Below are 12,854 nucleotides of genomic sequence, written 5' to 3'. Positions count from 1 at the left end.
TCGCGTCGTCAGATGAACAGCTTGCGCAGGCGTTGTGACAGAACGTCGATCAGGCTCACCACCACGATGATCACGATCAGCACGGCGCAGGTCTGGCCGAACTGGAAGCCGCGGATGGCTTCCCAGAGGATCACGCCGATGCCGCCGGCGCCGACCATCCCGACCACGGTGGCGGAACGCACGTTGGACTCGAAGCGGTACAGCGAATAGGAGATCCACAGCGGCAGGACCTGCGGGATGACCCCGAAGATGACCTCCTGCAGGGCGCTGGCACCGGTGGCGCGGACACCCTCGACCGGGCCGGGGTCGATGGCCTCGACCGCCTCGGCGAAGAGCTTGGCGAGCACCCCGGTGGTGCTGATGAACAGCGCCAGCACGCCGGCGAACGGGCCCAGGCCGACAGCGACCACGAAGAGCATGGCGAAGACCATCTCGTTGATCGAACGGCAGGCATCCATCACCCGCCGCACCGGCTGGTAGACCCACCAGGGCACGATGTTCTCGGATGCCAGGATCGACAGCGGGATGGCGCAGACGATGGCCAGCACCGTGCCCCACAAGGCGATCTGCACGGTGACCAGCATCTCGCTGAGGTAGAGCTTCCAGTTGCCGAAGTCCGGCGGGAAGAAGTCGGCGGCGAAGGTCGCCATGTTGCCGGCGTCGCGGAACAGCACGGCCGGGTTCATTTCAGCGCCCTTCCAGGACCAGGCGAGGATGGCGAGGAACAGGCCCCAGCCGAACAGGCGCCCCCAGGATGGCTTGCCGGTGGCGGCCGCAGCGGCGGCGGTGCTCAGAGTGCTCATATCGGGAATCTCGACAGCGGTATTGGCGAATCGGGTGGGGCGCGGCGCCGGCCGCGCCCGGGGTGGCTCAGCCGGCGTTGGCAGCGGTCTTCTGCTCGCGCTCGGCCATGCGTTTCTCCAGCTTGGCCAGCTCCTCGTCGAGGGCCTTCAGCCTGGCGGCCTTCTCCTCGGTGCCGAGGTTGGCGTTGTTCGCCACGTCGGTGCGCTGCTTGAACAGCTCAAGCTGACGAATCGGCAGCAGCTGGTCGTCGTCGGAGGCCTGGAACTTCGACCACTGCAGGTCGGCGAGGACCTTCTTCTGCTCGGCGTTGGCGCCGTACTTGAAGAAGAAGTCGCGCAGCTTGTTCTTCTGCTCGTCGGAGAGGTTGTTGCGCCATACCAGCGGGTCGCCCGGGATCAGCGGCGACTTCCAGATCACCTTGAGCTGCTTCGCCTTCTCCGGCTGGGTCAGCTCCAGGCGCTCCATGCCCTCGGTGTTGAAGGTGGCGACGTCGACCTGCTTGTTGGCCACCGCCAGGGCGTTGACCTCATGACTGGAATTGAGGGTGCGCTTGAAGGCCTTGACCGGATCGACGTTGTTCTTGGCGAACACGTAGTAGCCGGGCACCAGGTAGCCGGACGTGGAGTTCGGATCGCCGTTGCCGAAGGTCAGGCTCTTGGCGTTCGCCAGCATGTCCTCGACGCTGTCGATCTTGCTGTCCTTGTTGGCGATCAGCAGGCTCCAGTAGCCCGGCGCGCCGCTGGCGGCGACGGTCTGGGCGAAGATCTCGCCGTGGGCGCGATCCACCGCTTCCATGGCGGCCTTGTTGCCGTACCAGGCAATGTCGACCTTGTCGAAACGCATGCCCTGGATGATCCCGGCGTAGTCGGGGGCGAAGAAGGCCTTCACCTGGTAGCCGGTCTGCTGGCTCATGTCCTTGAGGAAGGGTTCCCAGATGCTCTTGAGGTTCTGCGACGATTCGGTGGAGATGATCCCGAAATTGATCACCGGCTGGTCGGCGTGCGCCATCCCGGCGAGGGAGCCGGCGAGCAGGGCGGAAGCCGCGAGCACACGACTGAAGCGTTTCAACATGGAGAGAACTCCTGGGCAGGGTTTGGCGGGTTTCTATGCGTTCCGAATGACGTCAGGCGTGCGCGAGGCTCAGCTCCGCCTGGCTCGCCGCACCGCGCCGGGCGCGGTCGGAAAACAGCAGCGGGGTGTCGCCTTCGGCGCCGTAGAGTTCGTTGAGGAAGCTTTCCGAGAGCTGCTCGCTGCTGCCGTCGAAGAGCATCCGTCCGCCCTTCAGGGCCACCGCGCGCGGGCAATAGCGCAGCGCGTAGTCGACCTGATGCAGGGTCACCACCACGGTCTTGCCATCGTGGCGGTTGATGTCGGCGAGGATGTCCATCACCTTGCGCGCCGACTCCGGATCGAGCGAGGCGATCGGTTCGTCGGCGAGGATCACCTCGGCCTTCTGGGTCAGGGCGCGGGCGATGGCCACGCGCTGCTGCTGGCCACCGGAGAGGGTCGAGGCGCGCTGCCCGGCGAAATCGGCCAGCCCGACCCGCGCCAGCGCTTCCAGGGCCTGGCGCTTCTGCTCGGCGCTGAACAGGCCCAGCGAACCGCGCCAGCGCGGCATGCGGCCGAGAAAACCGAGCAGGACGTTGTCCAGCACGCTGAGGCGGTTGACCAGGTTGAACTGCTGGAAGATATAGCCGATGTCGGCGCGCAGGCGGCGGACCTCGCCGCTCAGGCGGCCGGACTCCTGCAGACGGCGACCGAGCACCTCGATGCTGCCGCCGTTGTCGCGGTCGCAGCGGGCCAGACCGGCGACGTGGCGCAGCAGGGTGGACTTGCCGGAGCCGGACGCACCGATCAACGCGACCATCTCGCCCTTGCGGATGTCCAGCTTCAGGTTGAACAGCGCCTGCTTGCGGGCGAAGGTCTTGTTCAGGTTATCGACACGGATCACCGCGCTCATCGCTCTCCCCTCTCGATAGGTTGCACGAAGGCGCCAGCGACGCCATCTGGTGTAGACCAAGATAGGAGGAGTCTGTGTCAGGCCAGTGAAGCGGCGATGACAGTCGGGTGACAATCCGTTGAACGGGCGGTGATGGGAAGGCCATCCCGGTAACCCAGTAACAAACTGGGTTTTTGCTGAGTTGCTCGCATTTCGGATAGCTGGTACTGGCAAAACGCCGTCACGCAACGCACAATTGACGTCAACTAATTGTTGTTTCCGAAATGACAGACTGAACGGCTAGCGGAAATCGTGGTCATAGGCCCGAGAACAATGAACGCTTCCTCGGCACCGCTTTTCCCTGACTCTACAGGTTCAATGTATGCGCCCACTGAAACAGGCAACTCCTACCTACTCCAGCCGTACCGCTGACAAATTCGTCGTTCGTCTGCCTGAAGGCATGCGTGAGCAGATCGCAGAAGTCGCTCGCAGCCATCACCGCAGCATGAACTCCGAGATCATCGCCCGACTCGAGCAGAGCCTGCTCCAAGAAGGGGCGCTGCAAGACAATCTCGGTGTTCGCCTGGACAGCCCGGAACTCAGCCTGCACGAGCGCGAGCTGCTGCAGCGTTTCCGCCAGTTGACCCACCGTCAGCAGAACGCGCTGGTCGCCCTGATCGCACACGATGCGGAACTGGCCCAGGCCTGAGCGCCGAAGCCCACGCGTCTCGCTCGAAATGGCCGGCATTCGCCGGCTTTTTCTTTATATATGGCCAGACCATGATCTAGGCGAACAATCGCAGAACGGTTATCCGCCGACCCTGTAGCCGCGGCGGATACCGCTTCTACGCCACGCGGGAGCGCGCGGGGTCCGCCCCCTGGAGAGCCGAATGAGCTATCGCCTGGCCGCCGACGCCCTGGTCTGGCTGCACCTGGGCTTCATCCTCTTCGTTCTGTTCGGCGGCCTGCTGCTGTTGCGCTGGCCACGCCTGGCCTGGCTGCACCTGCCGGCGGTGGCCTGGGGCTGCGCGGTGGAGTTCCTCGGCCTGCTGTGCCCGCTGACCCCCTGGGAAAACCGCCTGCGCCATGCCGCCGGGGACGCCGGCTACGACGGCGGCTTCGTCGAGCATTACCTGCTGCCGCTGATCTACCCCGCCGGCCTGACCCCGGCACTGCAGTGGATGCTCGGCGGCATCGTGCTGCTGCTCAACCTGGTCGTCTACCTGTACCTGCTGCGGCGTCGGCGGCGCGCCGGGTAATATGGCGGTCCCCTACCGTTCTGCGCCCATCGCCATGACCCACAGCGTCTCCCCCATCGGCCACATCCGTTCCTGCTTCATGGAGAAGTTCGCCATCCCGCGCCAGCCCCTGCTCGCGCCGGCGGCGCGGGGGACGCTGGAACTGCTGCCGCCGTTCGACCAGGCGGAAGCGCTGGAAGGCCTGGAGCAGGTCAGCCACGTCTGGCTGCTGTTCCTCTTCCACCAGGCCCTGGAAGACAAGCCGCGGCTGAAGGTGCGCCCACCGCGCCTGGGCGGCAACCGCTCGCTGGGGGTCTTCGCCACCCGCGCCACCCACCGGCCGAACGGCATCGGTCAGTCGGTGGTACGCCTGGAACGCTTCGAGCCGGGGCGCCTGTGGCTGTCCGGGATCGACCTGCTCGACGGCACCCCGGTGCTCGACATCAAGCCCTACGTCCCCTACGCCGACGCCGTGGCCGATGCCCGCAACGGCATCGCCGCCGCGCCGCCACCGGGCATCGCCGTGGAATGGAGCGACCAGGCGCGGCGCCAGGCCCACGAGCACGGCCAGCGCCTGGAGCAGCCGGTGGCCGAGCTGATCGAGCAATGCCTGGCCCAGGATCCGCGTCCGGCCTACCAGAAGCCGGAGCCCGGGCGCCGCTACGGGGTGCGCCTGTGGGACCTCGACGTGCATTGGCACTACCCGCGTCCGGACCTGATCCGCGTGCTCGACGTCGCCCGCGGCAGCTGAGCCTTTTCAGCGCAGCGGATTGAGCGCCAGCGCATCGCTTTCGAAGACTTCCTGCTCGAGGATCAGCGGCTCGACCAACGGCCGGCTGTCGCGGAAATGCGCGGTGCGGGTGTGCGCCTCGTAGGCCGCGTCATCGCGATAGATCTCGTACAGATAGACCAGGTCAGGGTCCTGTCGGTCGCGGGAAACGTCGAACACCAGGCAGCCGGGCTCGGTGGACACGGAAGCGGCGGCGTTGACCTGGATGGCATCGATGAAGGCCTCGGCACAGCCGGGCCGGAGGCGGGTCTTGATAAAGATGCAGTACACGGAAACTTCCTTTTGTTTTAGATTTACAAAATTATTGTATACAAAAAAGGAAGCAAGCCCATGTCCGACCGCCCTGCCCGCCCCTCCCGCCTCAACGGCCTGCGTCACCTCGCCCTGCTGGTGCCCAACCTGGAAGAATGCGAGCGCTTCTATGTCGACGTGCTGGGCATGGAAGTGCTGAACCACGCCAACGAAGACCTGGTGTATCTCACCTGCGGCAACGACAACCTGTCCCTCGGCCGCGCCCACGCCGCCAGCAACGGCCTGCAGACCATGGACCACTACGGCTTCGTCGTCGACAGCGTGGAGGAACTGGAGGCCTGGTACCGTTACCTGAAGGCGCTGGGCGTGACCCTGCTCGACCAACCCTTCGACCATGGCGACGGCGCGCGCAGCTTCCACCTGCTCGACCCGGCGGGCAACAAGGTGCAGCCGCTGTACCATCCAGCGGTATCCGGGCAACGCCTGGCCTGAGCCTCGGGCAGCCCTTTCCCCCTCTCCCTGAAGGGAGAGGGGAGACGCACTGCCAGCGACCTCGCTTGCTCCTCATCCGCACTTCTTGACTTTCATCAAGCGCGTTCCGCACCCGCCCCTCCTAGCATCCGGCAACGGAAGCGATTCCACCGCCAGGCGCAGACCCCACCGCAGCGCGGCGTCCCTTTTTTCGCCGGTAGCCAGTAGTAGATGGAACCTATGCGCGCCCTTCGTTTTTCCGCCGGATCGTGGCGGTGTGTCTTCGCCTGGATGCTCCTGCTGGCCGGCCTCGCCGCCCAGGCTGCCGAACTCGGCGAGCTGGAGCGTCTGCGCATCGCCCAGGTATTCCCCGCGGTCGAGCGGATCGGCGATCCCGAAGGCGACTACGGCGTACGCCGCCTGAGCAAGGGCGAGGAAACCCTCGGCTACGCCTTCCAGACCCTCCGCGTCACCGACATCCCGGCCTATTCCGGCAAGCCGATCAACCTGCAGGTGATCCTCGATCCTCAGGCGGTGATCCGCGACGCCTACGTCCTCGAACACCACGAACCGATCCTGCTGATCGGCATCCCGGAAGAGAAGCTGCACGCCTTCAGCGCCAGGTACGCCGGCGTGCACGCCGACCAGCGGGTGGTGGTCGGCCGCTCCAGCGACCCGCAGGCGGTGACCGTCGACGCGGTGAGCGGCGCCACGGTGACGGTGATGGTGGTCAACGAGATCGTCATGCGCGCCGCGCATACGGTGGCGGTTTCCCTCGGCCTGCTCGAGGACCGCGGCAATGTGCGGCCCAAGCCGGCGCAGGTGCGCCAGCAACCGGCAGCGACGGCGAGCTGGAGCGAATTGCTCGGCAACGGCGCGATCCGTCGCCTTCAGTTGAGTCGCGGGCAGATCGACGACGCCTTCAAGGGCAGCGAGGCCGAAGGCATCGGCGAAGCCGACGCGGCGCACCGCGACGAGCCGTTCATCGATCTCTACAGCGCCCTGCTCAACCCTCCCGCGGTGGGCCGCAGCCTGCTCGGCGACAACCAGTACCGCGAACTGATGGCGTCGCTGAAGCCAGGCGAATACGCCTTCGTCGTGCTCGGCGATGGCGAGTATTCCTTCAAGGGTTCCGGCTACGTGCGCGGCGGCATCTTCGATCGGGTCCAACTGCGCCAGTTCGGCGACATCATCAGCTTCCGCGACCTCGACTACCAGCGCCTGTCGGACGTCTACGCCGAAGGCATGCCGGAGTTCCGCGAGATGGCGATCTTCGTCGCCCGCGCCAGCCAACGTTTCGATCCGGGCTCGCCCTGGACCCTGGAGTTGCTCGTGCGGCGCCAGACCGGCCCGGTGGCGGGGGTATTCACCAGCTTCGAGCTGGCCTGCCAGACGCCCGAGCAATACCTGGAACGGCCGCAGCCAACGGCGGAGGAGCTGGCCGCCCTGGAAGAGGCCGCCCGGCCGCTGTGGCTGCGGGTCTGGTACCAGAAGAGTTTCCAGGTCGGGGTCCTCTGTACCGCCCTCGTCCTGCTCCTGGCGATCCTCTTCCTCCAGGACCGCCTGGTGCGACGGCCGCGCCTGATGCAACGACTGCGTACCGTCTACCTGGCGTTCACCCTGGTCTACCTGGGCTGGTACAGCCTCGGCCAGCTGTCGGTGGTCAACGTGCTGACCTTCGTCCACGCGCTGTTCGAAGGCTTCCGCTGGGAGCTGTTCCTCAGCGACCCGCTGCTGTTCATCCTCTGGACCTTCACCGCGGCCAGCCTGCTGCTCTGGGGCCGCGGCGTGTTCTGCGGCTGGCTGTGCCCGTTCGGCGCGCTGCAGGAACTGCTCAACGAACTCGCGCGCAAGCTCCACGTGCCGCAGTTCCAGGTGCCGTTCGCCGTGCACGAGCGGCTCTGGGCGATCAAGTACATCATCCTGCTGGTGCTCTTCGGCCTGTCCCTGGAATCCCTGGCGCTGGCCGAGCAGGCGGCGGAAGTGGAGCCGTTCAAGACCGCCATCACCCTCGGCTTCGACCGCCAGTGGTGGTTCGTCGCCTACGCCGTCGCGCTGCTGGCGGTCAACCTGTTCACCCGCAAGGTCTATTGCCGCTACCTCTGCCCGCTGGGCGCGGCCCTGGCGATACCGGCCAAGGCGCGCCTGTTCGACTGGCTCAAGCGCCGCGCGGAATGCGGCAAGCCCTGCCAGCTCTGTGCCCGCGAATGCGAGATCCAGGCGATCCATCCCGACGGCCGCATCGAGGCCAACGAATGCCACTACTGCCTCGACTGCCAGATGACCTACCACGACCAGGACAAGTGCCCGCCGCTGGTGAACAAGCGCAAGAAGCGCGCGAAGAGCGCGCCGGCGGACAACGCGCGGATACCCGCGGAGAACCTCTGACCTGGCTCCCTTTCCCCTGACTGCCCTTGAGGACGACACGAGATGAGCGACGACACGAAAAGCCCCCACGAAGAAACCCACGGCCTGAACCGCCGCGGCTTCCTCGGCGCCTCGGCGCTGACCGGAGCCGCCGCCCTGGTCGGCGCCGGCGCCCTGGGCAGCGCGGTGGTCGGCCGCGAGGCCCGGGCCGCCGGCAAGGGCGAGCGCAGCAAGGCCGAGGTGGCCCCCGGAGAACTCGATGAGTACTACGGGTTCTGGAGCGGCGGGCATTCCGGCGAAGTACGCGTGCTCGGCGTGCCGTCGATGCGCGAGCTGATGCGCATCCCGGTGTTCAACGTCGACTCGGCCACCGGCTGGGGCCTGACCAACGAGAGCAAGCGGGTGCTCGGCGACGGCGCGCGCTTCCTCAACGGCGACTGCCACCATCCGCACATCTCGATGACCGACGGCAAGTACGACGGCAAGTACCTGTTCATCAACGACAAGGCCAACAGCCGGGTCGCGCGCATCCGCCTGGACGTCATGAAATGCGACCGCATCGTCACCATCCCCAACGTCCAGGCGATCCACGGCCTGCGCCTGCAGAAGGTGCCGCACACCCGCTACGTGTTCTGCAACGCCGAGTTCATCATTCCCCATCCCAACGACGGCTCGACCTTCGACCTGTCCGGCGACAACGCCTTCACCCTGTACAACGCCATCGACGCCGAGACCATGGAGGTGGCCTGGCAGGTGATCGTCGACGGCAACCTCGACAACACCGACATGGACTACAGCGGCAGGTTCGCCGCCTCCACCTGCTACAACTCGGAGAAGGCCGTCGACCTCGGCGGCATGATGCGCAACGAGCGCGACTGGGTGGTGGTGTTCGACATCCCGCGCATCGAGGCCGAGATCAAGGCCGGGCGCTTCGTCACCCTCGGCGACTCGAAGGTGCCGGTGGTCGACGGCCGGCGCAAGGACGGCAAGGACAGCCCGGTGACCCGCTACATCCCGGTACCGAAGAACCCCCACGGGCTGAACACCTCGCCGGACGGCAAGTACTTCATCGCCAACGGCAAGCTCTCGCCGACCTGCACCATGATCGCCATCGAGCGCCTCGCCGACCTGTTCGCCGGCAAGCTGGCCGACCCGCGCGACGTGGTGGTGGGCGAGCCGGAACTGGGCCTCGGCCCACTGCACACCACCTTCGATGGCCGAGGCAACGCCTACACCACGCTGTTCATCGACAGCCAGCTGGTGAAGTGGAACCTGGCCGACGCAGTGCGCGCCTACAAGGGCGAGAAGGTCGACTACATCCGCCAGAAACTCGACGTGCAGTACCAGCCGGGGCACAACCACGCCACCCTGTGCGAGACCAGCGAAGCCGACGGCAAGTGGATCGTGGTGCTCAGCAAGTTCTCCAAGGACCGCTTCCTGCCCACCGGTCCGCTGCACCCGGAGAACGACCAGTTGATCGACATTTCCGGCGAGGAGATGAAACTGGTCCACGACGGCCCGACCTTCGCCGAACCGCACGATTGCATCCTCGCCCGCCGCGACCAGATCAAGACCCGCAAGATCTGGGACCGCAAGGACCCGTTCTTCGCCGAGACGGTCAAGCGCGCGGAACAGGACGGCATCGACCTGATGAAGGACAACAAGGTCATCCGCGACGGCAACAAGGTCCGCGTCTACATGGTCTCGATGGCGCCCTCCTTCGGCCTCACCGAGTTCAAGGTGAAGCAGGGCGACGAAGTCACCGTGACCATCACCAACCTCGACGAGATCGAGGACGTGACCCACGGCTTCGTCATGGTCAACCACGGCGTCTGCATGGAGATCAGCCCGCAACAGACCTCGTCGATCACCTTCGTTGCCGACAAGCCCGGGGTGCACTGGTACTACTGCAGCTGGTTCTGCCACGCCCTGCACATGGAAATGTGCGGGCGGATGCTGGTGGAAAAGGCTTGAGCCACGCCGCGCGGTCGATGGCCGGGCGCCGGGCGGGGCCGCTCCTCGCCCTGCTCCTGCTCGGCGTCGCCACGGCCCGCGCGGAGCCGGTCGACGGCCTGCCGCTGCGGGCCGACGGCGATGGCCGCTGGAGCCTGGCGGCGGGCCGCTACGCCGGCAACTTCGTCATCGACCGACCGCTGCACCTACGCTGCGAGGCCGGCGCCGAACTGGACGGCGGCGGCCACGGCAGCCTGCTGACCCTGACCAGCCCCGGGATCACCGTCGAGGGCTGCCGGCTGCGCAACTGGGGGCGCAACCTGACCGAACTCGACGCCGCGATCTTCGTCGGCAAGGCCGCCAGCGGCGCCGTGATTCGCGGCAACGACCTGCGCGGCGCGGGCTTCGGCGTCTGGCTCGACGCCACGGTGGGCGCGCAGGTGCTCGACAACCGCATCGAGGGCGACCAAAGCGTGCGCTCCCAGGATCGCGGCAACGGCATCCACCTCTATGCGGTGAAGGACGCCCTGGTCCGCGGCAACCGGGTCAGCCATACCCGCGACGGGGTCTACATCGACACCTCCAACGACAGCAGCATCGAAGCCAACCGCTTCGAGGACCTGCGCTACGGCGTGCACTACATGTTCACCCACAACAGCCGGGTGACCGACAACCTGACCCGGCGCACCCGTACCGGCTACGCACTGATGCAGAGCCGCAAGCTGACCGTGACCGGCAACCGCTCCATCGACGACGAGAACTACGGCATCCTGATGAACTACATCACCTACTCGACCCTGGCCGGCAACCGCGTCGAAGGCGTGCGCAGCGGCAGCACCGGCGACGCGATGATCTCCGGCGCCGAGGGCAAGGCGCTGTTCATCTACAACTCGCTGTTCAACCGCATCGAAGGCAACAGCTTCGCCGACAGCGCCCTGGGCATCCACCTCACCGCCGGCTCGGAGGACAATCGCATCGCCGGCAACGCCTTCATAGGCAACCGCCAGCAGGTCAAGTACGTCGCCAGCCGCGAGCAGGAGTGGTCCGCCGACGGCCGCGGCAACTACTGGAGCGACTACCTGGGCTGGGACCGCGACGACGACGGTCTCGGCGACGTCGCCTACGAGCCCAACGACAACGTCGACCGGCTGATCTGGCTGTACCCGCAGGTACGCCTGCTGTTGAACAGCCCGAGCATCGAGCTGCTGCGCTGGGTCCAGCGCGCCTTCCCGGTGGTGCGCTCGCCCGGCGTGCGCGACAGCCATCCGCTGATGCGGATGCCCGCCGCGGAGCCGAGGCCATGAGCCTGGTCGAGATCGACGGCGCGACCCTGCGCTACGGCGCCCTCACCGCCCTGAGCGGGCTCGACCTGCGCCTGGAGCCGGGCGAGGTGCTCGGCCTGCTCGGCCACAACGGCGCCGGCAAGACCACCACCATCAAGCTGGTCCTCGGCCTGCTGGCCCCCAGCGAAGGCCGCGTGCGGGTCCTCGGCCACGATGCGAGGAGCCTGGAGGCGCGCCGCCAGCTCGGCTACCTGCCGGAGAACGTGACCTTCTACCCGCAGCTCAGCGGCGCGGAAACCCTGCGCCACTTCGCCCGCCTCAAGGGCGTGGCGCCGGCCGAAGCCACGCGCCTGCTGGAACAGGTCGGCCTCGGCCATGCCGCCAGGCGGCGCCTGAAGACCTACTCGAAGGGCATGCGCCAGCGCCTCGGCCTGGCCCAGGCGCTGCTCGGCGAACCACGCCTGTTGCTGCTCGACGAACCGACGGTGGGCCTCGACCCGCTGGCCACCGTCGAGCTCTACCAATTGCTCGACCGCCTGCGCGGCCAGGGCACCGGGATCGTCCTCTGCTCCCATGTGCTGCCCGGCGTCGAGACGCACATCGACCGCGCCGCGATTCTCGCCGGCGGCCGCCTGCAGGTGGCCGGCAGTCTCGCCGAACTGCGCCGCAAGGCGGCCCTGCCGACCCGCGTGCGCCTGGCCAGCCCACGCAATCCGCAGTGGCTCGAACGCTGGCGCCGGGCCGGCCTGACGGCGCGGAGACTGGACGGCCAGCGCATCGAGGTACTGCTGGACGATGCCGAACGCGACGGCGTGCTCGAAGCGCTGCTGGCCGCGCGCGAGTTCGACCTGGAGATCCTCCCACCGTCGCTGGAAGACCTCTATCGCCACCACATGTCCGCCGCCCCCGCCGGAGCCACGCCATGCCCGTAGTCTGGACTATCGCCCGCAAGGAACTGGCCGACGGCCTGCGCAATCGCTGGCTGCTGGCGATCAGCCTGCTGTTCGCCCTGCTCTCGGTGGGCATCGCCTGGTTCGGCGCCGCCGCGGCCGGCCAGGTCGGCTTCACCTCGGTGCCGGCGACGGTCGCCAGCCTGACCAGCCTGGCCACCTTCCTGATGCCGCTGATCGCCCTGCTGCTGGCCTACGACGCCATCGTCGGCGAGGAAGAAGGCGGCACCCTGCTGCTGCTCCTGACCTACCCGCTGGGGCGCGGCCAGTTGCTGCTCGGCAAGTTCCTCGGCCACGGCCTGATCCTCGCCCTGGCCACCCTGATCGGCTTCGGCAGCGCGGCGCTGGCGATCCTCGCGCTGGTGCCGGAAGTCGAGGCGGCCATCCTGCTGGGCGCCTTCGGCCGCTTCATGGGTTCCTCGCTGCTGCTCGGCTGCGTGTTCCTCGCCCTGGCCTACGCCCTGAGCAGCCGCGCCGGCGAGAAATCCAGCGCCGCCGGGCAGGCGCTCGGCCTGTGGTTCTTCTTCGTCCTGCTGTTCGACCTGGCCCTGCTGGCGATCCTGGTCCTCAGCCAGGGCCACCTGAGCCCGCGGCTGCTGCCCTGGCTGTTGCTGCTCAACCCGACCGACCTCTACCGGCTGATCAACCTGTCCGGCTTCGACGCGGCCGCCGCCGGCGGGGTGGTTCCCCTGGCCAGCGACCTGCCGGTGTCCGCCAGCGCCCTCTGGCTGGCCCTGGCCCTGTGGGCTGGCGCTGCCCTGGCGCTGGCCCACGGCCTGTTCCGCCGCCGCCCCATCTGACTCGCGA

Annotated in this window: 13 protein-coding genes; 9 read left to right on the top strand and 4 right to left on the bottom strand. The window is 67.3% G+C overall.

Annotation, left to right across the window (positions count from 1 at the left end; all coding sequences use genetic code 11):
- Nucleotides 1-8: 8 nt before the first annotated feature.
- From phnE to phnC, 3 genes are all read right to left on the bottom strand, one after another.
- On the bottom strand, nucleotides 9-803 hold the full coding sequence (gene phnE / locus PSPA7_RS08350; protein WP_003153337.1) for a phosphonate ABC transporter, permease protein PhnE: 795 nt from the start codon (nucleotides 801-803) through the stop codon (nucleotides 9-11).
- Between the two features lie 67 nt (nucleotides 804-870).
- Nucleotides 871-1,875 (bottom strand): phosphonate ABC transporter substrate-binding protein, encoded by a 1,005-nt coding sequence (phnD, locus tag PSPA7_RS08345; RefSeq protein WP_012074867.1) that lies wholly within the window; start codon nucleotides 1,873-1,875, stop codon nucleotides 871-873.
- Nucleotides 1,876-1,927: 52 nt separating this feature from the next.
- Nucleotides 1,928-2,764: a phosphonate ABC transporter ATP-binding protein gene (gene phnC / locus PSPA7_RS08340; protein WP_003153332.1), complete on the bottom strand. Its 837-nt coding sequence runs from the start codon at nucleotides 2,762-2,764 to the stop codon at nucleotides 1,928-1,930.
- A gap of 361 nt (nucleotides 2,765-3,125) precedes the next feature.
- On the opposite strand from phnC, the gene amrZ reads away from it, so the two are divergent.
- The 3 genes from amrZ to tsaA all read left to right on the top strand — a co-directional run bounded on the left by amrZ (nucleotide 3,126) and on the right by tsaA (nucleotide 4,732).
- Nucleotides 3,126-3,452, top strand: coding sequence for a transcriptional regulator AmrZ (amrZ, locus tag PSPA7_RS08335; protein ID WP_003091802.1), 327 nt, complete (start codon nucleotides 3,126-3,128; stop codon nucleotides 3,450-3,452).
- A gap of 181 nt (nucleotides 3,453-3,633) precedes the next feature.
- Nucleotides 3,634-4,002, top strand: a complete 369-nt coding sequence (locus PSPA7_RS08330; RefSeq protein WP_012074866.1) for a DUF2784 domain-containing protein — start codon at nucleotides 3,634-3,636, stop codon at nucleotides 4,000-4,002.
- A 34-nt stretch (nucleotides 4,003-4,036) separates the two neighbouring features.
- Entirely contained in the window at nucleotides 4,037-4,732 is a 696-nt protein-coding gene (gene tsaA, locus PSPA7_RS08325) for a tRNA (N6-threonylcarbamoyladenosine(37)-N6)-methyltransferase TrmO (protein ID WP_012074865.1), read from the top strand.
- Between the two features lie 6 nt (nucleotides 4,733-4,738).
- Here tsaA and PSPA7_RS08320 read toward each other — a convergent pair whose 3' ends face one another.
- Nucleotides 4,739-5,041 carry a heme-binding protein gene (locus tag PSPA7_RS08320; RefSeq protein WP_003091811.1) on the bottom strand — a complete coding sequence of 101 codons (303 nt, stop codon included), beginning with the start codon at nucleotides 5,039-5,041 and terminating at the stop codon, nucleotides 4,739-4,741.
- A 60-nt stretch (nucleotides 5,042-5,101) separates the two neighbouring features.
- On the opposite strand from PSPA7_RS08320, the gene PSPA7_RS08315 reads away from it, so the two are divergent.
- The 6 genes from PSPA7_RS08315 to PSPA7_RS08290 all read left to right on the top strand — a co-directional run bounded on the left by PSPA7_RS08315 (nucleotide 5,102) and on the right by PSPA7_RS08290 (nucleotide 12,847).
- Entirely contained in the window at nucleotides 5,102-5,515 is a 414-nt protein-coding gene (locus PSPA7_RS08315; RefSeq protein ID WP_012074864.1) for a VOC family protein, read from the top strand.
- A 219-nt stretch (nucleotides 5,516-5,734) separates the two neighbouring features.
- Nucleotides 5,735-7,882 (top strand): transcriptional regulator NosR, encoded by a 2,148-nt coding sequence (nosR, locus tag PSPA7_RS08310; protein WP_012074863.1) that lies wholly within the window; start codon nucleotides 5,735-5,737, stop codon nucleotides 7,880-7,882.
- A gap of 42 nt (nucleotides 7,883-7,924) precedes the next feature.
- Complete coding sequence (gene nosZ, locus PSPA7_RS08305; RefSeq protein WP_012074862.1) at nucleotides 7,925-9,835, top strand: TAT-dependent nitrous-oxide reductase; 1,911 nt, start codon at nucleotides 7,925-7,927, stop codon at nucleotides 9,833-9,835.
- Nucleotides 9,832-11,118: a nitrous oxide reductase family maturation protein NosD gene (locus PSPA7_RS08300; RefSeq protein ID WP_012074861.1), complete on the top strand. Its 1,287-nt coding sequence runs from the start codon at nucleotides 9,832-9,834 to the stop codon at nucleotides 11,116-11,118. Before nosZ ends, PSPA7_RS08300 begins: the two co-directional genes overlap by 4 nt.
- Nucleotides 11,115-12,029 carry an ABC transporter ATP-binding protein gene (locus PSPA7_RS08295; protein WP_012074860.1) on the top strand — a complete coding sequence of 305 codons (915 nt, stop codon included), beginning with the start codon at nucleotides 11,115-11,117 and terminating at the stop codon, nucleotides 12,027-12,029. The genes PSPA7_RS08300 and PSPA7_RS08295 overlap by 4 nt, the downstream gene beginning before the upstream one ends.
- Nucleotides 12,020-12,847, top strand: a complete 828-nt coding sequence (locus PSPA7_RS08290) for an ABC transporter permease (RefSeq protein ID WP_012074859.1) — start codon at nucleotides 12,020-12,022, stop codon at nucleotides 12,845-12,847. Before PSPA7_RS08295 ends, PSPA7_RS08290 begins: the two co-directional genes overlap by 10 nt.
- Nucleotides 12,848-12,854 lie beyond the last annotated feature (7 nt).

It is taken from the genome of Pseudomonas paraeruginosa PA7 (assembly GCF_000017205.1).
Taxonomy (GTDB): Bacteria; Pseudomonadota; Gammaproteobacteria; order Pseudomonadales; family Pseudomonadaceae; genus Pseudomonas; species Pseudomonas paraeruginosa.
The sequence above is the reverse complement of the archived record's forward strand: the minus strand, read 5'-3'. Positions and strand labels throughout refer to the sequence as shown.

What these genes read in the sequence shown, in the direction of transcription:
- phnE (WP_003153337.1), bottom strand. Translation starts at nt 803, where the DNA reads ATGAGCACTCTGAGCACCGCCGCCGCTGCGGCCGCCACCGGCAAGCCA.
- phnD (WP_012074867.1), bottom strand. Translation starts at nt 1,875, where the DNA reads ATGTTGAAACGCTTCAGTCGTGTGCTCGCGGCTTCCGCCCTGCTCGCC.
- phnC (WP_003153332.1), bottom strand. Translation starts at nt 2,764, where the DNA reads ATGAGCGCGGTGATCCGTGTCGATAACCTGAACAAGACCTTCGCCCGC.
- amrZ (WP_003091802.1), top strand. Translation starts at nt 3,126, where the DNA reads ATGCGCCCACTGAAACAGGCAACTCCTACCTACTCCAGCCGTACCGCT.
- PSPA7_RS08330 (WP_012074866.1), top strand. Translation starts at nt 3,634, where the DNA reads ATGAGCTATCGCCTGGCCGCCGACGCCCTGGTCTGGCTGCACCTGGGC.
- tsaA (WP_012074865.1), top strand. Translation starts at nt 4,037, where the DNA reads ATGACCCACAGCGTCTCCCCCATCGGCCACATCCGTTCCTGCTTCATG.
- PSPA7_RS08315 (WP_012074864.1), top strand. Translation starts at nt 5,102, where the DNA reads ATGTCCGACCGCCCTGCCCGCCCCTCCCGCCTCAACGGCCTGCGTCAC.
- nosR (WP_012074863.1), top strand. Translation starts at nt 5,735, where the DNA reads ATGCGCGCCCTTCGTTTTTCCGCCGGATCGTGGCGGTGTGTCTTCGCC.
- nosZ (WP_012074862.1), top strand. Translation starts at nt 7,925, where the DNA reads ATGAGCGACGACACGAAAAGCCCCCACGAAGAAACCCACGGCCTGAAC.
- PSPA7_RS08295 (WP_012074860.1), top strand. Translation starts at nt 11,115, where the DNA reads ATGAGCCTGGTCGAGATCGACGGCGCGACCCTGCGCTACGGCGCCCTC.
- PSPA7_RS08290 (WP_012074859.1), top strand. Translation starts at nt 12,020, where the DNA reads ATGCCCGTAGTCTGGACTATCGCCCGCAAGGAACTGGCCGACGGCCTG.